19 protein-coding genes are annotated in these 18,658 nt (G+C 57.6%); 13 read left to right on the top strand and 6 right to left on the bottom strand.

Translation table 11 applies throughout. From position 1 onward, the window contains the following. Positions 1 to 281: 281 nt before the first annotated feature. The 3 genes from LIS66_RS20180 (at position 282) to LIS66_RS20190 (ending at position 2,861) form a co-directional block, all read left to right on the top strand. Positions 282 to 701: a very short patch repair endonuclease gene (locus tag LIS66_RS20180; RefSeq protein ID WP_227972907.1), complete on the top strand. Its 420-nt coding sequence runs from the start codon at positions 282 to 284 to the stop codon at positions 699 to 701. Between the two features lie 386 nt (positions 702 to 1,087). After that, positions 1,088 to 1,597: a Bro-N domain-containing protein gene (locus LIS66_RS20185; protein ID WP_227972908.1), complete on the top strand. Its 510-nt coding sequence runs from the start codon at positions 1,088 to 1,090 to the stop codon at positions 1,595 to 1,597. A gap of 274 nt (positions 1,598 to 1,871) precedes the next feature. Then, positions 1,872 to 2,861, top strand: coding sequence for a hypothetical protein (locus LIS66_RS20190; RefSeq protein ID WP_227974539.1), 990 nt, complete (start codon positions 1,872 to 1,874; stop codon positions 2,859 to 2,861). 3 nt (positions 2,862 to 2,864) lie between these two features. On the opposite strand, the gene LIS66_RS20195 is transcribed toward LIS66_RS20190, so the two are convergent. From LIS66_RS20195 to LIS66_RS20205, 3 genes are all read right to left on the bottom strand, one after another. Further along, entirely contained in the window at positions 2,865 to 3,896 is a 1,032-nt protein-coding gene (locus LIS66_RS20195; RefSeq protein ID WP_227972909.1) for a hypothetical protein, read from the bottom strand. A 171-nt stretch (positions 3,897 to 4,067) separates the two neighbouring features. Then, complete coding sequence (locus LIS66_RS20200) at positions 4,068 to 4,787, bottom strand: DUF6933 domain-containing protein (RefSeq protein ID WP_227972910.1); 720 nt, start codon at positions 4,785 to 4,787, stop codon at positions 4,068 to 4,070. Between the two features lie 77 nt (positions 4,788 to 4,864). After that, on the bottom strand, positions 4,865 to 5,680 hold the full coding sequence (locus LIS66_RS20205; protein WP_227972911.1) for a sulfite exporter TauE/SafE family protein: 816 nt from the start codon (positions 5,678 to 5,680) through the stop codon (positions 4,865 to 4,867). 113 nt (positions 5,681 to 5,793) lie between these two features. Between LIS66_RS20205 and LIS66_RS20210 the strand changes: the two genes are divergently transcribed. The 4 genes from LIS66_RS20210 (at position 5,794) to LIS66_RS20225 (ending at position 7,689) form a co-directional block, all read left to right on the top strand. After that, on the top strand, positions 5,794 to 6,561 hold the full coding sequence (locus LIS66_RS20210) for an AraC family transcriptional regulator (RefSeq protein ID WP_065616764.1): 768 nt from the start codon (positions 5,794 to 5,796) through the stop codon (positions 6,559 to 6,561). A 93-nt stretch (positions 6,562 to 6,654) separates the two neighbouring features. Beyond that, positions 6,655 to 6,972, top strand: a complete 318-nt coding sequence (locus tag LIS66_RS20215; protein ID WP_227972912.1) for an XRE family transcriptional regulator — start codon at positions 6,655 to 6,657, stop codon at positions 6,970 to 6,972. A gap of 98 nt (positions 6,973 to 7,070) precedes the next feature. Continuing rightward, positions 7,071 to 7,382, top strand: coding sequence for a type II toxin-antitoxin system RelE/ParE family toxin (locus LIS66_RS20220; protein ID WP_227974540.1), 312 nt, complete (start codon positions 7,071 to 7,073; stop codon positions 7,380 to 7,382). Next, positions 7,372 to 7,689: a helix-turn-helix domain-containing protein gene (locus tag LIS66_RS20225; RefSeq protein ID WP_227972913.1), complete on the top strand. Its 318-nt coding sequence runs from the start codon at positions 7,372 to 7,374 to the stop codon at positions 7,687 to 7,689. Before LIS66_RS20220 ends, LIS66_RS20225 begins: the two co-directional genes overlap by 11 nt. Before the next feature lie 10 nt (positions 7,690 to 7,699). Here LIS66_RS20225 and LIS66_RS20230 read toward each other — a convergent pair whose 3' ends face one another. Continuing rightward, positions 7,700 to 8,752, bottom strand: coding sequence for an MBL fold metallo-hydrolase (locus LIS66_RS20230; RefSeq protein ID WP_227972914.1), 1,053 nt, complete (start codon positions 8,750 to 8,752; stop codon positions 7,700 to 7,702). A 211-nt stretch (positions 8,753 to 8,963) separates the two neighbouring features. On the opposite strand from LIS66_RS20230, the gene LIS66_RS20235 reads away from it, so the two are divergent. Further along, positions 8,964 to 9,572 carry a TetR/AcrR family transcriptional regulator gene (locus tag LIS66_RS20235; RefSeq protein WP_227972915.1) on the top strand — a complete coding sequence of 203 codons (609 nt, stop codon included), beginning with the start codon at positions 8,964 to 8,966 and terminating at the stop codon, positions 9,570 to 9,572. A 233-nt stretch (positions 9,573 to 9,805) separates the two neighbouring features. After that, a complete protein-coding gene (locus LIS66_RS20240; protein ID WP_227972916.1) occupies positions 9,806 to 11,125 on the top strand; it encodes a methyl-accepting chemotaxis protein in 1,320 nt (439 codons plus the stop codon). Positions 11,126 to 11,289: 164 nt separating this feature from the next. Here the strand turns inward: LIS66_RS20240 and LIS66_RS20245 are convergent, their stop codons facing one another. Then, entirely contained in the window at positions 11,290 to 11,616 is a 327-nt protein-coding gene (locus LIS66_RS20245) for a DUF2025 family protein (RefSeq protein WP_227972917.1), read from the bottom strand. 220 nt (positions 11,617 to 11,836) lie between these two features. On the opposite strand from LIS66_RS20245, the gene LIS66_RS20250 reads away from it, so the two are divergent. Both LIS66_RS20250 and LIS66_RS20255 read left to right on the top strand, forming a co-directional pair. Next, entirely contained in the window at positions 11,837 to 12,964 is a 1,128-nt protein-coding gene (locus tag LIS66_RS20250) for a glycerophosphodiester phosphodiesterase (RefSeq protein WP_227972918.1), read from the top strand. 155 nt (positions 12,965 to 13,119) lie between these two features. After that, positions 13,120 to 13,425: a PepSY domain-containing protein gene (locus LIS66_RS20255; protein WP_042607223.1), complete on the top strand. Its 306-nt coding sequence runs from the start codon at positions 13,120 to 13,122 to the stop codon at positions 13,423 to 13,425. Between the two features lie 345 nt (positions 13,426 to 13,770). Here the strand turns inward: LIS66_RS20255 and LIS66_RS20260 are convergent, their stop codons facing one another. Then, on the bottom strand, positions 13,771 to 15,393 hold the full coding sequence (locus LIS66_RS20260; RefSeq protein WP_227972919.1) for a methyl-accepting chemotaxis protein: 1,623 nt from the start codon (positions 15,391 to 15,393) through the stop codon (positions 13,771 to 13,773). 275 nt (positions 15,394 to 15,668) lie between these two features. Here LIS66_RS20260 and LIS66_RS20265 point away from each other — a divergent pair, with 275 nt between their 5' ends. Then, positions 15,669 to 16,691 carry a transporter gene (locus LIS66_RS20265; protein WP_227972920.1) on the top strand — a complete coding sequence of 341 codons (1,023 nt, stop codon included), beginning with the start codon at positions 15,669 to 15,671 and terminating at the stop codon, positions 16,689 to 16,691. A 247-nt stretch (positions 16,692 to 16,938) separates the two neighbouring features. Continuing rightward, positions 16,939 to 18,552 (top strand): inorganic phosphate transporter, encoded by a 1,614-nt coding sequence (locus tag LIS66_RS20270; RefSeq protein WP_227972921.1) that lies wholly within the window; start codon positions 16,939 to 16,941, stop codon positions 18,550 to 18,552. Positions 18,553 to 18,658 lie beyond the last annotated feature (106 nt).

Below are 18,658 nucleotides of genomic sequence, written 5' to 3' on the forward strand. Positions count from 1 at the left end.
TATTCAAAGATCCTTTGAATTATCTACTAAAACACTGTTGCCATAGGTCGACAGCCGCGTGAGTGAGAACTCATCATGAGCGGCCAAGCGGCAATGCCTTCTTTTTGTATAACTGGCAGGTTGTCAGCGACGCGGTTACAGTTTGCCTATTCCATTCGCCCCTATGTCGGCAGGTGAGTGAGGACGTCCTTCGATCTCAGGGTCGAAAGGCAATTTTGCTGTTCGCTCAAAAATCTCGATCAATAAATCGAATCTACAGACTAGCGCGGGTGCCTTATTGGATGAGTGCAGACATTGTCTCCCCCGAACACCGCTCCAAGATAATGTCAATGATCAAGAGCAAAAACACCAAACCTGAAATGATCGTGCGTTCGATATGCCATGAAATGGGGTTTCGTTATCGCCTGCATCGAAAAGATCTGCCAGGTTCTCCTGATCTGGTATTCCCCAAACATCGATTATGTATCTTCGTCCACGGCTGCTTTTGGCACCGACACCCGGGCTGCAAATATGCGTACACACCAAAAAGCAGACCCGACTTTTGGCTTCCTAAACTCGCGAGGAATGTTGAGCGGGACTTGCAGGTTCAGGAGAGGCTGAAGGCGCTTGGGTGGAAAGTAGTAATCGTCTGGGAGTGCCACACCAAAGACAGAGAAATCCTACACAATGAAATCCGTTTTGCATTTGGTTTGGATGCGTAGACCTACGGGCATCGGGCAAATAGTCGATGATCAATTTTATAGGATTGACCATACCGTTTTGACGCCCTAGGCTTCTGTTCCGGCGCCTAAGAAACGCCTCAACCAGAGCGGTCCTCCGCACCCGACAGTCATGCGGCTTTTTTCGTCTGCGGTTTCTCTACGTCTGCGAAAAATCCCGTTATGTCGGGAGTGGGCGAATACAAGACCCGAAAGGGGAATATGTCCGGCCCGTCTCTGGTGGGTTTCTTAGCTCCCGACACCCTAACGAATGCCCTAAGAAAGCAGCCAGAGGTAAATGGAAATGCCTGGATATCAAACCTTCATGATGAAGGTGAATTGCTGTACCCGCCGTTCGAATCGCGTGCTTCCAGCTCAGGAGGCATGCCATGTCTGAATCACTTCTTCCGACTCGTTTCACCCGCAACAAAACCCATCTGCACGCCCTTCTGGTCGAGAACCAAGCATGGTTTTGCGTCCATGAAATGGGCCGGTTGATGGGCAAACATCTTGATGAGCGCCAATTGCGCAAACTCGACGCTGATCAGCGGCAGATGATGCGCCTGGAGACCTATGGCGAAGCTGAGGACCAGGTGATGGTGAGTGAGTCCGGCGTGTATGCCCTGTTGATCTATCACTACTGTCCTGAGTATCGGCAGCTTCGTGAGTGGCTGACGCATCAGGTTGTGCCTGCGCTGCGTGACGCTCGTCCGGCGCGAGATGTAGAGCGGCCAACGCTGAGTGTTTTGAGCTGGCCGCAGATGTCGCTGAGTACTTTGCACTGGCAGGATGAGCCGTGGATTCGATTGCGGGATATGCCTTGTTTATTGGCGGAGAATCCACTCAATCCGCAGGAATCCTGGTGGCGTAGGGCTTCGCGATTGTTGCGTGGTTGCTGAGAGTTTCAAGATCCGCTGTTTGAAGTTCAAGCAGCGGATTTTTTGTGCCTCAAAATGCTTGGGACTGCTTCGCAGCCCAGCGGGAGCAAGCTCCCTCGCCACAGGGGGATATGTGGCCTGCAATTGCGGTGTGAGTATTGGAATCTGGTTGATGCGGAGAATCGCCAGCAGGCTGGCTCCCCCAGATTCCGCATCATCCTGAAAACAATCAGTGCAACCCGCCCCGCCTCCCGCTATTAATAACCCTCCCCCACTCAAGGATCCGAGCCCCACCATGAAATTCGATCTCGCTTACTGCCTCAGCCTCGACGACAAGTTGTCGATCTATGATGTTCGCGATCTCAATTTCGATGAGACGGTGGCGTTTGACTCTGCGAAGGAACACTTCCAGTGTCCCAACGATGTCTGCCGCTCTGCGTTCGAGGCTTTCAACGAGTTGGGCACGTTCAACGCCAAGAACGTGAACTACGTGCGCACGCCGCACTTCAAGAATCTGCCCACGACGCAGCATGTGGCGGGTTGTCCGTATGTGAGTTTGAAAGCTTCAGCGTCTGGCGTTGAGACAGCGGATGGCGAGGTGGATGACGGTCGTGAGGAACACTTCCCGTCAGAGTTATTGCTGACGCGGCGTGAGTATGTGCGCAAGCCTGTCGCGCCAGCGGGAGCTGCGGATGTGTTGCGCGATGATCCGGTTCGGATGGCGGCGGACAGTGGTAAGGAATCAGCGAGTCGTGAGTCGGCGCCGGACAAGACCAGTGTTTTCGCGCATCCGGTGGAGTGTTTTGTTTCGAACTTCGCCGACAAGGATTTGCTCAAGCGCATGCCGCTGAAGGTCGGTGAGCATTCGGCGCCGTACAGTTCGTTCTTCAAGAAGATTGAGTATCTGACGGACAACAAGGGACTGATTTACTGGGGGCGGATCAAAAAGATTGAGGACTTCCACAGTGGCGCCAGTTTCCGGATCGATTTCGAAGACAAGGTCTGGTTCAAGAAGCCCGAGGACAGTAAGAAGAAGCCTTATCCGGTCAGTGTTTATCTGAACAAGAAGCTGATCGACAACTACCGCAAGCGCAAGGCGTTTCTGGAGGAGATCAAGCACGCTGCTGATAGCGACAAGGCGTTGTTCTGTTTCTTCTATGGCGTGACGCCGGAGTTGAAGCAGGTGCCGGGCAAGAAGAACCCCGAAAAGCCTTTCGAGGTCTTCAATGCCAATATCGAGAACCTGGATCACTTCATTATTCGTGAAGCGCCGGGGTTGGAATGAGAGTTAGCTTTCGGGCAGTTGCAGTTTCACGGCGCCCGGATGCTGCTTGAGCAGACCATAGGGTAGAATGCCCCATTCGACGTATCCGCAAACTGCCATGACATGCGGATAGGACGGAAAAAAGGTGACGCCGTTTTCTCCGAACTGCCACGTAGGAAATTGCCAGTGTTCTGGCTCGTCATAGCCGCAATCATCTTCGCCCTCAGCGACAACGGTCATTTCGGTAGGGTAGCGCTTCGACAATTGTGCGACGAGCCAAGGGGCGAGTTCTTTGGCGCGGTAATTGGAGTTTTCCTCCGAAGATGCGTCAGGTGATTCTTCACGATGCAGCGGCTCGCCCTGCCCCACCCATAGCACATCTTCAAGGCTCAACAGTTGCCCTGTCCGCGCATCGAAGTTCAGCGATTCATTATTTTGATCAGGATACGCACCGCCGCAATAATACTCGGTGGAAACTCGCACGCTCATGACTGAAGACGACATCCACAGCGGCTGCGCGGATTGCCTGTAACTCCCCGAACAACCGAAATGCTGCGACACTTCGCTCCATAACCGCGCCCTTAAATATTGATTGATGCGTTCCTGCGCTGCCGGGTCGTAACCCGATACCACTTCAAACAGCGAAGCCCCCGACTTCGGCTCTCTCCACCATTGCAGGGTGTAGCCCATGAAGATTTCGGTCTTGCCTTTTTTCAACAGCAAACCCTGAAGCCGCAGGTATTCGTAGGGCTGTGTGTCGTGCAGTTGCGCCAGAAAAGGCGCGGCATCTGCAGGAAGATCAGGAAGCCTGGCGGGTTGCAAATCCACTTTAAGCGTTTTTCCGGAAGGGGCTTTCCACTCGCCGCTCCAACCGCTGAGTGTGGGCAGCAAGCGCAAGGTCGGGCGCGAGTCGTCCATTGCGGCGCCTTCCAGCATCACCAACGCATTGCCCTCTTTACTAGTTTCCAGCGCAAGGTCGGTTCGGTATTTTCGGTAAAAATAACGTCCTTCGTTGTAGCGCGCGTCGAGTTCAACAACAATCGCGGCTTTACCCAAGGTGCCGGTGAAGACTTGCCTACTGTCTTCGGCCCAGACGCGCGGTGAGAGACATTAAGCTACAAGTGCTAAAGCCAAGTTGATGCGCAACAGTCCAAGATGCATCGTTTCATCCTTGAATGAGCGGGCCGTTGCCCGTAAAAAAAAGTCGCAGGTGGTGACGGGCCAGACTCAATTCCTCGAACGCTGTCTCTCATACTCTTCCATAAAAGCCTTGCGCTCCATCGCCGCTATTTCCCGCGCGACCTGTAGCCGACGTTCTTTGGCGGCATGAAGCTGGACATCATCGAGAAAGCAATAATGGCGCAGCCAGTGAAGCGTCATCTCCTCGTCCGGGAAGTAGTAGGACTTGGCTCCCTTGCTGTTTCTCGGCGTGTCGTTCATTTGTTCATCGAACACCATCGCCGTGACTTCATCGGGCGGCAAGCAACCCGTTCCAGCCACCTTGCTTCGGAAACACCAAGCAATTTCATCAATGTGTTTTTGCGCGCTGCGATGGCCGCGCCGATAGAATCGCTGGTGCTCACAAGTCTGTAGCATCCGCGCCAACATCAACTCGGTGTCTAGCCATTGTCCGAGACCATGGTTCTGGGCATTGATCATCAGTCCATTCACCCAACGCTCGGTGAAGCGCACAACGAACCCGTGATCGTCGGCTTTTTTCGCGTTAGCCAGGATCACGCAATAGCGGGTTTTGATGTGCAGGATCAACAATACATGTTTGCGCTGCACAGTGATCGCATGGACCAGCCACTGTTCGTCCGCGCCGTTCAGCTCATCATCCTCAATAACCGATGACGGCGGTTTGGTGTCCACCGGCGTGATCGTTTTGCCTTTATGAACACGGCTGAAAAACTTGCTGGCGGCTTCGGTGCAATTGAAGATCAACATCCTGGATCTCTGCTGGTGACTGGCGGGCAACGCTCAGTCGCCGATTCTGATTTCTTTCGCCCGCACCAATCAACGATTCATTTGAGGGAAATGCTCAGCAGCACGATGACGAGCAATCCAATATAGACCCACGCATGCACCCGATCCGGTATCCGCCCAATCCATCGCGAAGCCAATTTAATCCCCAGCAACGAGCCAACCGTCAGCACTGCAAACGCCAGCACATCGACATACCCGAGATACCAAACGCCCAAATCAGCCCCGGTGAACCCGGCCAGCGCCATGTACGTCAGGGTGCCAGCCAGCGCCACTGGCACGCTGAGCGGATTGGCCATGGATGTGGCTTGCGACATGTTGAGCCCGCAACGGCGCAGCAGCGGCACGGTCATGACGCTTCCTCCTACGCCGAGAAACGTCGCGATAGCGCCAATGCTTACACCGCCGGCGGATGTTTCCGTCGTGGTCAGTCGCCGTGGGATTGTGGTTTGAGGCTGTGTGAGAAATCCGCGGCGCAGCAGGCAATCGACGATGGTCACGCCCAGGTAGGCGATGAAGGCGTAGCGGATTACTTCGCCGCTGACCCACATGGCGGCGATGGCGCCGACGACCGCGCCCAGGCCGATAAATCCGCCCAATGGCCAAAGGTAATCCCGAATGAGATTGCCCGCGCGTTGGTGTTTGCGTGTGGCGATCAGGGCGTTGACGATCATCACGCAGGTCGAGGTAGCCACGGCGATGTGCATGGCCGACTGGGCGATGGGGTCGTCAGCTGCGTGGCTGGCGGTGAGCATGCGGTAGAGCAGCGGCACGATGACGAAGCCACCGCCGAAACCGAAGAGCACTGCGCTGATACCGGTGAGGCAGCCGAACATTGTAAGCAGGAGGTCGAACATGGTGAGCGTCCTGGATTGGGAAGCCCACGACATTAGTCGTAGCATGCATTGGCCGGCTTCAGTAGTTCAGCCAATAATGTTCGCGTTTACGCCAATCGCCGGAACCACGCCTGATGCGCAATATTTCGATCAATCAGCTCGATGACACGCCTCGCACGGTCGTGGCCATCGGTACCGATTATTCCCACGGCCACCTACTCCCGTTTCATACGCATCGACGCGGGCAATTGCTCTACGGCGCCACCGGCGTGATGCAGGTCAGCACTCAGAACGGTAATTGGGTGGTGCCGCCGCAGCGCGCGGTGTGGATTCCGCCGGGTGTGGCCCACGAGGTTTTGATGCTCGGGGTGAGCACGCGCAGTGCATATATCGAACCGGGCAAGGTGGATCTGGGGCCGGACTGCCAAGTGCTGAATGTCACGCCGCTACTGCGGCACTTATTGATGGAAGCAGTGGACGTGCCGCTGACGTACGACGAGTCCGGACGTGACGGCGTGCTGATCAATTTGCTGTTGCATGAACTGACGAGCAGTGCGCCTCTTCCCCTACACATTCCTATGCCTGCCGAAGGAAAGCTCCTCAGTCTGTGTCAGACCTTTCTGAACATGCCCAATACCCATCAATCCCCGCAGCATTGGGCAGACCAGTTACACATAAGCTTGCGTACCTTTAACAGATTGTTTCGGCAGCAGACCGGGCTCAGCTTCCGCCAATGGCGACAGCAAGCCTGCGTGGTGCAGGCACTGGCACGGTTGGCGGCGGGGGAAGCGGTGACGCGGATTGCCCTGGACTTCGGCTATGAAAGTCCGGCGGCCTTTTCAACGATGTTTCGGCGAGTGCTCGGTGAGGCACCGTCCGTCTGGTTGGAGGCGGCGAACTAGGCAAATTCAAAAATTGCGTTTGATCCCGGCCGAAAACAACTGTACAAAAACACAGTACATTTTCAATCAGCACTTTTGAGCCCGGAGCACACCATGGCCTCTCTTGCGATGAACCACGTCCTCGAACGCATTGCCCTTTTCCAGTTCACCCCGACCCACTGCATCCAGGCCCGCGCCATGCTGGGCTGGAGCGTTGAGCAACTGTCCCGCGAGGCCGAGGTGGCGGTGGCAGATATTCAGCGGTTCGAAGCGCAGCAGGACGTGGCGGATGCCGCGAGGCTGGCACTGGCTTATCGGTTCGAGGCGCAAGGGTTGGTGTTCTTCCCGGGGTTTGCACCGGGGCGCAGTGTCAGGGCGCAGGGTATGGCGGGGGAATCGGTGGGGCGTGGGGATTTTGCGATGGCTGACTGAAATGGCAATTTGATTATTATCCCAATATAGGTATATTTCTCATGAGTGCAAGGAAGCCGCTTATGTGGGTCTGCAGTAGCAAGAAAGATCTCAAGCAGATGCCCACAGAGGTACAAGACGTATTTGGTCACGCACTGGATCTGGCTCAATGTGGCTTGAAGTATTCAGATGCAAAACCATTGAAAGGGTTTGTAGGCGCGGGTGTCCTGGAGTTGATAGAAGACTTCGATACTGACACCTACCGTGCCGTTTATACGGTTCGTTTTGGCAGTGCAATTTACGTTTTGCACTGTTTTCAGAAAAAGTCTAAAAGCGGGATTAAAACCGCCCAGACAGACATTGATCTGATCAGAAACAGACTTCGAGCCGCCCAGGAACATGCGAAAGGATCAGAAAACCATGGAGATTGAAGTAGGTAGCGGAAACGTCTATCAAGATCTGGACTTACCCAATGCAAGTGAGATGCAGGTCAAGTCGCAGCTCGCAGCAAAAATTGGCGCAATCATCAAGGCGCGTCATCTCACTCAAATCCAAGCGTCGGAAATCCTGGGACTGTCACAACCCAAGCTTTCCGAAATGTTGCGTGGCAAATTTCGCGGAATCAGTGAGGCAAAAATGATGGAATGCCTTGCTCGTCTCGGACGAGATGTGCAAATCGTAGTCAAATCGGCCCCCCGATCAAGAAAAGAGGGCCGTATCGAGGTGGTATTCGCTTGAGGCCAACCCGTCAGGCATTCTGAGCAACCACCTCCCCCTCCTCCACCGCCATCCACCAAGCGCTCCCCCGTTCTGGTTGCGCAATGTTGAACGCCTCCCCCATTCGCGGTGTGGTAATCGCAATACTGCGTTCCCATGCGAGGGCGAGGATGCGGTCGAAGGGTTCGTGCCAGGCGTGCATGGCCAGGTCGAAGGTGCCGTTGTGGATCGGGAAGAGCCAGCGGCCCTTGAGGTCGATGTGGGCTTGCAGGGTTTCTTCCGGTTGCATGTGAACGTGGGGCCATTCGACGTTGTAGGCACCGGTTTCCATCAGGGTCAGGTCGAACGGGCCGTATTGTTCGCCGATGCGTTTGAAGCCGTCGAAGTAACCGCTGTCGCCGCTGAAAAAGATGCGTGTGTCGCCATCGATCATCACCCATGACGCCCACAGCGTGCTGTTGCCGTCGAACAGGCCACGGCCGGAGAAGTGCTGCGATGGAGTGGCGATGAAGCGGATGCCGGCGAGTTCGGCGCCCTGCCACCAGTCGTACTGGCGCACTTTGCTGGCGTCGATGCCCCATTTGATCAGAGTGTCGCCCACGCCCAGCGGGGTCAGGAAGTACGTGGTTTTGGCGGCGAGTTTGAGTACCGCTTCGTAGTCGAGATGGTCGTAATGATTGTGCGAGAGGATCACCGCCTCGATCGGCGGCAACTCGTCAATGCTGATCGGTGGCTGATGAAAGCGTTTCGGACCCGCCCACTGCACGGGCGAGGCGCGCTCGGCGAAGACCGGGTCGGTGATCCAGAACTTGTCGCGCATCTTCAGCAACAGGGTTGAATGCCCGAGGCGATAGACGCTGTGGTTGGGCGCTGCGAGCAGATCTTCGCGCGTCAGCGGCTGCACCGGAATGGCGGCGGTCGGACGGGTGTTGCGCGGTTTGTGGAAAATCATGTTCCACATGATCCGCAGCATTTTGCGCAGGCCTTCGCGTTGCACCGGCGCGTGATTGCGAAACAGCCCTTGATCCTGTCGAGAGGCTTCAGGCGCGGGAGTGTTATCCGGGAGGGAGACTGGATTGGCCATGATTGAACGACTCCGAAAAACCGTGTGCTGCACGGTATTCCACGGGGAATGAAAATGGCCAAGCTGCACGCAAGGGCCAAGCGCTCTGGTTTGTAAGGTGCGAGGATTAACGCAACATTACACTGAGCGGTGTAGTTTCTAGGTTGCATCAAAGCCGACGCCAAGTAAACTGCCGAGTGTAATTTCCTCCCTTCTCTGCCGAAGCCCGCTCATGACCGCTCCACAACGCCTCACCGACCGCAAACGCGAAGCCATCATCCAGGCGGCGATAGCCGAATTCCGTGCCCATGGGTTCGAAATTACCAGCATGGACAAGATCGCCGCCACGGCCGGCGTGTCGAAGCGTACGGTGTACAACCACTTCCCGAGCAAGGAAGAGCTGTTCGCCGAAATCCTCAATCAGTTGTGGGCGCGGATCATTGCCGAGCCATCGGTGCGCTATAACCGCGATCAGCCGCTGGAAGACCAGCTCAGGCAGATACTGACGGAGAAGATGCAAATGATGGCCGACGAGAATTTCCTCACCCTCGCGCGGGTCGCAATCGCCGCAACCATTCATTCCCCCGAGCGCGCGCAGAACATGATCGAGCGCATGGGCGAGCGCGAGGAAGGCCTGACTGTCTGGATACGCGAGGCGCAAGCCGACGGCCGGCTCAAACCGGTGGATCCCGAGTTCGCTGCGCATCAAGTGCAAGGCTTGCTCAAGGCTTTCGCCTTCTGGCCACAGATCTCGCTCGGCCGCGCGGCCCTTGATCCAGACGCGCAGAACACGGTGGCGGAGTCGGCGCTGGAAATGTTTCTGGCGCGGTACCAGCGCTGACTCAAAGCGTGTGTCGAAGCGTGTACAACTAATCTCGCAAAAAGTTATACAAACTTGCTAAAAATTCCTTTCTTGTACAACTTTATGAAGTTTTGTATAAGTAGCCATCTGCCAGTAACGGAACGCTGGCATTGAGCAGTCACCGCCGAAATGCCGCCTGTGCATTTCGGTCTGCCGGCGCAGGAATAGGGACTGAATCCTTTTGATTTTCCCCACTCCCGAGTATCGCAAGCATGTTTTTCAATCGCCACAAAGCCGCCCTCGAAGAACTGCAACACACCGTTTTTGACCAAGCTGCAATGCTCGAAGCGATCAACCGTTCAATGGCGGTGATCGAGTTCGATCTTGATGGCGTGGTGTTGCGTGCCAATGACAATTTCCTCAAGACCATGGGTTACACGGCTGCCCAGGCAATCGGCCAGCCACACCGGCATTTCTGCACGGCGGAATTCGGTCGTAGCGCCCAATACACTGAGTTGTGGTCGCGTCTGAAAAACGGCCAGTTCCAGTCAGGCACCTTTGAACGGGTCAACAGCAAAGGCCAGCCGATCTGGCTGGAGGCCAGTTACAACCCGATCAAGGATGCATCGGGACGGGTGATCAAAGTGGTCAAGTACGCGATGGATGTCACCACCAAAGTGCAGCAGGAAAACGAGGCCAACGCCAAATTGCAGGCAATCGATCGCGCGATGGCGGTGATCGAGTTCGACCTTGAGGGCAACATCCTTACCGCCAACCAGAATTTTCTCACGCGCATGGGTTACAACCTCGCGGAGTTCAAGGGCCAGCATCACCGTTTGTTCTGCACCCCGGCGCTGGTCAACAGCGGCGCCTATCAGGATTTCTGGCGACGCCTGAATCAGGGCGAGTTCTTTCACGGTCAGTTCGAACGCGTGGACAAGCGCGGCCAGACCGTGTGGCTGGAGGCTAATTACAACCCGGTGTACGACGCCTCGGGGCGCTTGTACAAAGTGGTGAAGTTCGCTTCGGACGTCACCGCTCGTGTCGAACAACACGAGCAGGACGCGCGCAGTGCCAGCACCGCTTATCACATCTCGGTAGCGACGCGAAAAGTCGCCGAGCAAGGTACGCAAGTGATTCAACAGGCTGCCAGCGAAATGCGCGAAATCGCCGAAGACATCAGCCAGTCTTCAACATTGATCGCGCAACTGGGCGACCGCTCCGAGCAGATCACCGCGATCGTCAACACCATCCGCGCGATTGCCGATCAGACCAACCTGCTCGCGCTGAACGCAGCCATCGAAGCGGCACGCGCCGGTGAACAGGGGCGCGGTTTTGCCGTGGTCGCCGATGAAGTGCGGCAACTGGCGGCGCGCACCAGCGGCTCCACCGCCGAAATTTCCAACATGATCAGTCTGATCCAGAGCGAAACGCGGCAAGCGATCAAAAGCATGCAAGGCACCCGCGACCGCGCGGCCGAAGGCGTGGAACTGGCCAATCAGGCCGGGACGGTGATTCTGCAGATTCGCGACGGCGCCAGTGAGGCCGTGGATGCGGTGAGCATGTTTGCCAATGAGCGGGTGCCGGGGTGATGGGAACTGACATCGGTTCGTGGTCGGGTGGGAATTGCGGCTGGCGATGAACCGAGGTGCCGCCTTCGCGAGCAGGCTCGCTCCCACAGGGGATCTGTGGCGTTCACAAAATCCCTGTGGGAGCGAGCCTGCTCGCGAAGAGGCCCGCAACCACACTACAAACCTCAGCTGCGCACCAGACTTCGCACTGCAACAATCTCCGGTACTTCGACCTTGCTCATGTAAACCCGCAACGGTTCGCTGATGTTGATGCGCTCGTCGATGTGTTGATCAAGCAGCAACTGAATCAGTTCGCGCTTGAGCGTCATGGTGGTGTCCGATAGCGGTGCCCATACGAACTCACTGGTCGGGATGATGCCGTCATCGGCCACGTCCATGCCGAACGAATCTTCGCTGAAGCGCACGATGTATTGGCCGGTCTTGCGGTTGAGGCCGACGAAGCCTTTGAGATTGTCGGCGGCCTGGCAGATGAGTTGGGAGGTGATGCGCATGGTAAACCTCACGAAAGATGATCGATGGTTTACACGCAGGGCAACACAGCGGCGCGCCCTCTGCCGGGGCGTCTGCCGTGGGCAAGCGTACTGCAAACAGCGCCACAAAAGTGCAGGAAGTTTCCGTTTTGCTCGCTTTATGTCGGTCTGGCGATAGCCCTGCGGCGCTTCAATTGTTAAAAGGTACGTCTCGAAAAAAACCTGCGAAAGGAACTCGACCATGCCTGCCACTTTTACCCGAAGCGCCCTGGTGCTGAGTCTGTTGTTCGGTCTCGGTCAGGCGCACGCCGACAGCCATCCTGAGCCCAAGGCAATTGCTGCCGCCCATGGCATTCCGCATCCGGCGGTGATCGCCCACCGTGGCGCGTCGTTCGATGCCCCGGAATCCACCGCAGCGGCCTACAAACTGGCCCGCGACCTCGGCGCCGATTACCTGGAAATGGACTTGCAACGCAGCAAGGACGGCGTGCTCTTCGCCCTGCACGACGACAATCTGCAACGCACCACCGACGTCGCCAGCAAATTCCCCGAGCGCAAGGACAGCCCGGCCACCGCGTTCACCATGGCCGAACTGAAAACCCTCGACGCCGGCAGTTGGTTCAACACCAAGTACCCGGACCGCGCGCGCCCCTCTTACGCCGGGCTGAAAATCCTCACTCTTGATGAAATCATCGACATCGCCCGCGCCAACCCGCAACACAAGCCGGGCCTGTACATCGAAACCAAAGAGCCACAGCTGTTTCCCGGCATCGAACACGACCTGAAGGAAAAACTGCAGGATCGCGGCTGGCTCAGTCCGGCCGGTTCGAAACTGGCGAAAAGTGCGCTGGGCGTCGGTCAGGGCAAAGGCAAGGTGATCCTGCAAACCTTCGACAAAAACAGCCTGCAACTGCTGGAAAAGGAAATGCCGCAAGTGCCGAAGATCCTGCTGTTGTGGGTCGGCGAAGGCAGCATCGAGCCGAAATCCGGCGTGACGTTTGCCGCGTCCGGTGAGAAAGACAAAAACGTTTTCTACGGCAAGCAGGAGCCAAAATCCGAAGCTGAATTCAAGCAATGGGTCGACTACGCCAAGGCCCAGGGCGCGATCGGCACCGGCCCTTCGGCGAAGCTGACGCATGGCGGTGACCAGAGCTATTCCGATCTGGTGCAACCGTGGATGAACCAGTACGCCCACGACCAGGGCATGCTGGTGCACGTTTATACCGTCGATGAGCCGGTGGACTACGAGAAAGTCATGGCGGCCGGGGTTGATGGCATCTTTACCAACCGCGCCAGTGAACTGTTGAAGTTTTACAAGCGTCCGGCGGCTGGCAGTGTTGATGAAGTTTTGAAGAAGAACGGTTTCTGATTTGTTATCGAGTCGTCTGCTTCGCGAGCAGGCTCGCTCCCACAAGAGCGGTTTTCTCGCGAGGCGCAGATTTAAGGGTGGATTAAGTTGCGCTGGTTAATCTGAACCCACTTACACAGATCAACCACTTCAACGCACTGCCAAGGAATGAACCGATGAAAACTTTGACTGCCCTGTTTACCGCCGCTGCCCTGACTCTTACCGCTGGCCTGGCTCAGGCTGACGTGCGTATCGACCAGATCCCGCAACTGGTCAAGGACGGCAAGATCAAGTCGCTGGAATCGATGAACGAAGCAGCCCTGAAACTGCATCCGGGCGCAACGATTACCGACACCGACCTGGATAACCACTTCAACGGTTACGAGTACGAAGTCGAACTTAAAACTGCTGACGGCAAAGAATTCGACGTGGACTTTGATGCCACCACCGGTAAAGTCCTGAGCGACAAGCAAGATACTTGATAGACCGTTGTTAAAGAGCCGCACGATTTAAGATCGTGCGGTTTTTTTATGATTTGCGTTTGGCTTTGTTGATAAGTTGTCAGTGAAAACTTTACCCCCTCACCCCAGCCCTCTCCCCCAAGGGGGCGAGGGGGAAAGGGAGCAGATCGGGGAAATTTCGGAGCCTGAGTTCGCCTCAAAATTCAAAAGCCATCACCAAGGACTACCAGCCTGAGTGCACCTCGACATCTCAGGTCGGCGTACCTCGAACAATCAACACGGTCAGTCCCCTCTCCCTCTGGGAGAGGGTTAGGGTGAGGGGCAAAAGCCATCACGCCGAAAACACTGACAAACCGCCAGCCAAAATCAGGCACTCAACCGCGCCGTCACTTCATTCAACTGCCCCGACAACCCATGCAGATTCTGACTGGCACTTTCGGTGCGCTGCACGTTGTCCAGATTGGTGCTGGCAATCGCGGTGATTTCAGTCAGGTTGCGCGAGATATCCTCGGCTACCGACGTCTGCTCCTCGGCTGCGGTGGCGATCTGACGGTTCATGTCGCGAATGGCTTCCACGGCCAGGGTGATGCGCTCCAGCATCGCGCCAGCCTGGGTCACTTGCTCGACACTTTCGTCACTGCGCGCCTGTCCGCTCTCGATAGCCTGCGCGGCGTCGACAGCCCCAGTCTGCACGTTCTGAATGATCTGGTTGATCTCGATGATCGACTCCGCCGTGCGCTGGGCGAGGTTGCGCACCTCGTCGGCCACCACCGCAAAACCGCGCCCGGCCTCGCCGGCCCGTGCCGCTTCGATGGCTGCGTTGAGCGCCAGCAGGTTGGTCTGCTCGGCGATGCCGCGAATCACCTCCAGCACCTTGCCGATACGACCGCTATCGGTTTCCAGACGACGGATCACCGTGGCCGTGTTGGCGATTTCGCCGCGCATCTGCGTGATGGAATGAATGGTGGTTTGCATGACCTTTTCGCCCTGCTGCGCCGACTGATCGGCATCGTCGGCAGCACGCGCGGCATCAGCGGCGTGGCGGGCGACTTCCTGAGCGGTGGCGGACATTTCATTCATCGCCGTGGCCACCTGATCGGTGCGGTTGAATTGCTCGTTGGTGCCGCCGGCCATGGTCGTGGCAATGGCATTGAGCTCGCCGCTGGCGCTGTCCAGATTGCTGGCGCTGCGCTGCAACCGAGTGAAGGTGTCGGCAAGGAAATCGCGCAGGGTGTTCGCGGCGGCGGCGAGGTTGCCCAGCTCATCGCGGCGCGCGCTGACTACACGTTCGGCCAACTGGCCACGGCTCAAGCGAGTGACGTAATCGATGAGGTTGCGGATCGGCTCGATCAGGTTGCGGCTGACCAGCCACAGGCTCAGCAACCCGATCAGCAAGCCTGACCCGAGCATCACCAGAAGCCCCAGCCACACGGTGCGCTCAGCGCTGGCACTGATCAGCGCCGATTGCTCGGTGCCCTGCTGGCGCAACTCGGCGACCAGTTCGCTCATCTGCTCGCTGGTGGCGCGGTCGACGCCTTTGACCGCTGCGTCGCCGGCGCTCGGCTCACCACCGGCTGCCACGTAGGCATCACGGCCCTTCTGGTAGGCAGCACCCAACTGGCGATGCTCTTCGCGCAAACGTTCGATGCGTGATTTCAGATTTGTCTCGATGCCTTTCTGCCCGGCCAGTTCGCCGAGAATGTTCTGCACGTCGCGCTGACGCTCTTCGAACTGGCTCCAGTATTTCGCCAGATCCGCCGGTTGCTTGCCGCGCAGCAGGACGTTTTTCCACTCCTGAACCTGCACTTTGAATTGCAGGTTGGCTTCATCGATCAGTTGCGAAGTGTGCAACGGGCCGGCGATCAACTGGCTGTAGCTTTGCACGCCGTTGGAAAGGAAATGGAAGCAGGCCAGCGCGATCAACAGTATCGCCAGCAGACTGCCGCTCAGCAGGGCGAGGATTTGCGCTCTCAGGGATTTTTGCAGCATTGCAAGGTACTCGAAGCAGGGATGAGGCACGCCCGAACGGACGTGGAAATTGGCCGGACTTCCCTGTCGACACACCATGACCGAAAGCCAATGGCGCGCAACCTAACTCACCTGGGATCGGCGCGCCAGAGCGCTTCTTGAGAATCTTCCGACAGTCGGTAACGCATTGATTTGACGTCACTTCACTGTCACAAAACGGTCATGTGAGCTTGCGATGATGCCGCTCAGGTGAACCTGAAAATCCGCACCAGACACCCTCCTCCCAGCGAGCCGCCATGAACCATAGCCTCGATATCAGCCATCGCGATTCGGATCTGTTCGGCCTGCTCTACGGCTTTCGCTTCCTGCCCGGTGAGCGCGGTCGCGAGATCGATTCGGCGACGGCATTGCGCTGTTTGCAGGACGACAGCGAAAGCGGCGAATTCCTCTGGCTGCACCTGAACCTGGCCCATGCTGCGTGCGAGCGCTGGATGAAAAGTCACCTGCAATTACCCGACGAATTTTTCGAGGCGTTGCACGAGGGTTCGCGGTCGACGCGCATCGAGCATGTCGACTCGGCGCTGCTGGCGGTGGTCAACGATGTGGTGTTCAACCTCAGCAGCATGGTCTCCTCGGACGTGTCGACGCTGTGGGTCTGCGTGCGCAGCAAATTGATCGTCAGCGCGCGCCTGCAACCGCTGCACTCGGTGGATAAATTGCGCTCGTCGGTGAAGGCCGGCGAGTGCTTCCGTTCGCCCTCGGAATTGCTCGTGCACCTGCTGCGCGATCAGGGCGAAGTGCTGACGCAGATCGTGCGCAAGACCAGCCTGAGCGTCGATCTGGTCGAGGACCAATTGCTTTCCTCGCGTCTGTCGACCAACCGCGCCGAGCTTGGCGCAAATCGCCGCGTGCTGGTGCGCCTGCAACGGCTGCTGGCACTGGAGCCGGGTTCGCTGCTGCGCCTGCTCAACCGCCCGCCGCCGTGGTTGCAGAAGGAGGACGTCAAGGAGTTGCGCAAATCCACCGAGGAGTTTGCGCTGATCATCAACGACCTCACCGCCCTCGGCGAGCGGATCAAATTGCTGCAGGAAGAAATCGCCGCCAACCTCAACGAACAGAGCAACCGCACGCTGTTCACCCTGACCGTGGTGACGGTGCTGGCCCTGCCCATCAACATCATTGCCGGTTTTTTCGGCATGAATGTCGGCGGTGTGCCGCTGTCGCAGGACCCGCACGGGTTTTGGGTGCTGGTTGCGCTGGTGGCGACGTTCACGGTGATCGCCGGGCGCTGGGCGTTCCGCAAGCGTGGGGATTATTGAGCGCAAATCCCACACACAAGACAGTCGTCCCTGTGGGAGCGAGCCTGCTCGCGAAGTCGGTGTGTCAGATAAATCAATGTTGAATGACAGGGCGCTTTCGCGAGCAGGCTCGCTCCCACAGGTTTCTTCTCCAGCCTTCGGATCAGCGGCGGGCTTGAACACCCAAACACTGACCTGACGCAGTCTCTCTGTAACATTCTGCAACGATCATGGGCGACATTCCTTTCCTCGCTCAGGATTGTCCGCCATGGCCACGCCCTCACTGACCGCCAGCCCTGCGTCCGCCGCCAGTGGCAGACCGGCGCTCGACAAGAAAACCGGTCCGTTCACCTACGTCATCTTTTTCGCCGTGCTCGCCATGGGCATGCTGTTTACCGCCTACAGCCTGATGCACGACATGCACGAACTCGGCACAGTGGTCACCACCTGGACGCCGTTCCTGTTGCTCGGCGTGGCGCTGTTGATCGCGCTGGGATTCGAGTTCGTCAACGGTTTCCACGACACCGCCAACGCCGTCGCGACAGTCATCTACACCCACTCGCTGCCGCCGAATGTCGCGGTGGTCTGGTCGGGGTTCTTCAATTTCCTCGGGGTGCTGCTGTCGAGCGGTGCGGTGGCGTTCGGCATCATTGCGCTGTTGCCGGTGGAGCTGATTCTGCAGGTCGGCTCGTCCGCCGGGTTTGCGATGATCTTCGCCCTGTTGATCGCGGCGATTCTGTGGAACCTCGGCACCTGGTGGCTGGGCTTGCCGGCGTCGTCTTCGCACACCTTGATCGGCTCGATCATCGGCGTCGGCGTGGCGAATGCCTTGATGCACGGCCGCGACGGCACCAGCGGTGTCGACTGGGCGCAGGCGACCAAGATCGGCTATGCGCTGCTGCTGTCGCCGCTGGTGGGTTTCGGTTGTGCCGCGCTGTTGCTGTTGGCGTTGCGCGCGTTCGTCAAGAACCGTGCGCTGTACAAGGCGCCCGAAGGCAATACTCCACCGCCACTGTGGATTCGCGGTTTGCTCATCGCCACCTGCACCGGCGTGTCGTTCGCCCACGGCTCCAACGACGGCCAGAAAGGCATGGGCCTGATCATGCTGATTCTGGTCGGCACGCTGCCAATGGCCTACGCATTGAACCGGACCATGCCGGAAGAACAATCGCTGCAATTCGCCGCCGTCGCCCAAGTCACTCAGCAAGCGCTGGTGAAAAGTGCGCCACTGCCGGCACCTGCCGATCCGCGCCCGGTCCTTTCGGATTACGTGCGCAGCAAGGAACCCACGCCGCAACTGATCCCCGCCCTCGCCGCCCTGACCGGGCATATCGGCGAGGAAGTCAAAGGCTACGGTTCGCTGGCAAAGGTCCCGGCCGAAGCCATGGGCAACGTGCGCAACGACATGTACCTGGCGAGCGAAAGCATTCGCCTGATGGACAAGAACAAGGTCGGCAACTTCGATGCCGACACCAACAGCAAACTGCAGCTGTTCAAACAACAGATCGACAACGCCACGCGGTTCATTCCGCTGTGGGTGAAGATCGCCGTGGCGATTGCGCTGGGACTCGGCACCATGGTCGGCTGGAAGCGCATTGTCGTGACCGTCGGCGAGAAGATCGGCAAGACTCACCTGACCTACGCCCAGGGCGCCTCGGCGGAAACCGTGGCGATGCTGACCATCGGCGCGGCGGACATGTTCGGTTTGCCGGTATCGACAACCCATGTGTTGTCCTCGGGCGTGGCCGGGACCATGGTTGCCAACGGCGCCGGGTTGCAGATGCGCACGATCCGCAATTTGCTGATGGCCTGGGTGTTGACGCTGCCAGCGGCCATCCTGCTGTCGGGCAGCCTTTACTGGCTGTTCACCCAAATCTTCTGACCCTGCGCAAATCCCCCTGTAGGAGCTGCCGAAGGCTGCGATCTTTTGATCTGGTTTTTACAAATCAAAGTCAAAAGATCGCAGCCTTCGGCAGCTCCTACACAGG

It is taken from the genome of Pseudomonas sp. HN2 (genome assembly GCF_020736465.1).
Classification (GTDB): domain Bacteria; phylum Pseudomonadota; class Gammaproteobacteria; order Pseudomonadales; family Pseudomonadaceae; genus Aquipseudomonas; species Aquipseudomonas moraviensis_A.

Excerpts from the sequence above, each read along its gene's own strand:
- LIS66_RS20180 (WP_227972907.1), top strand. The coding sequence starts at position 282 with ATGAGTGCAGACATTGTCTCCCCCGAACACCGCTCCAAGATAATGTCA.
- LIS66_RS20185 (WP_227972908.1), top strand. The coding sequence starts at position 1,088 with ATGTCTGAATCACTTCTTCCGACTCGTTTCACCCGCAACAAAACCCAT.
- LIS66_RS20190 (WP_227974539.1), top strand. The coding sequence starts at position 1,872 with ATGAAATTCGATCTCGCTTACTGCCTCAGCCTCGACGACAAGTTGTCG.
- LIS66_RS20200 (WP_227972910.1), bottom strand. The coding sequence starts at position 4,787 with ATGTTGATCTTCAATTGCACCGAAGCCGCCAGCAAGTTTTTCAGCCGT.
- LIS66_RS20205 (WP_227972911.1), bottom strand. The coding sequence starts at position 5,680 with ATGTTCGACCTCCTGCTTACAATGTTCGGCTGCCTCACCGGTATCAGC.
- LIS66_RS20210 (WP_065616764.1), top strand. The coding sequence starts at position 5,794 with ATGCGCAATATTTCGATCAATCAGCTCGATGACACGCCTCGCACGGTC.
- LIS66_RS20215 (WP_227972912.1), top strand. The coding sequence starts at position 6,655 with ATGGCCTCTCTTGCGATGAACCACGTCCTCGAACGCATTGCCCTTTTC.
- LIS66_RS20220 (WP_227974540.1), top strand. The coding sequence starts at position 7,071 with ATGCCCACAGAGGTACAAGACGTATTTGGTCACGCACTGGATCTGGCT.
- LIS66_RS20225 (WP_227972913.1), top strand. The coding sequence starts at position 7,372 with ATGGAGATTGAAGTAGGTAGCGGAAACGTCTATCAAGATCTGGACTTA.
- LIS66_RS20230 (WP_227972914.1), bottom strand. The coding sequence starts at position 8,752 with ATGGCCAATCCAGTCTCCCTCCCGGATAACACTCCCGCGCCTGAAGCC.
- LIS66_RS20235 (WP_227972915.1), top strand. The coding sequence starts at position 8,964 with ATGACCGCTCCACAACGCCTCACCGACCGCAAACGCGAAGCCATCATC.
- LIS66_RS20240 (WP_227972916.1), top strand. The coding sequence starts at position 9,806 with ATGTTTTTCAATCGCCACAAAGCCGCCCTCGAAGAACTGCAACACACC.
- LIS66_RS20245 (WP_227972917.1), bottom strand. The coding sequence starts at position 11,616 with ATGCGCATCACCTCCCAACTCATCTGCCAGGCCGCCGACAATCTCAAA.
- LIS66_RS20250 (WP_227972918.1), top strand. The coding sequence starts at position 11,837 with ATGCCTGCCACTTTTACCCGAAGCGCCCTGGTGCTGAGTCTGTTGTTC.
- LIS66_RS20255 (WP_042607223.1), top strand. The coding sequence starts at position 13,120 with ATGAAAACTTTGACTGCCCTGTTTACCGCCGCTGCCCTGACTCTTACC.
- LIS66_RS20260 (WP_227972919.1), bottom strand. The coding sequence starts at position 15,393 with ATGCTGCAAAAATCCCTGAGAGCGCAAATCCTCGCCCTGCTGAGCGGC.
- LIS66_RS20265 (WP_227972920.1), top strand. The coding sequence starts at position 15,669 with ATGAACCATAGCCTCGATATCAGCCATCGCGATTCGGATCTGTTCGGC.
- LIS66_RS20270 (WP_227972921.1), top strand. The coding sequence starts at position 16,939 with ATGGCCACGCCCTCACTGACCGCCAGCCCTGCGTCCGCCGCCAGTGGC.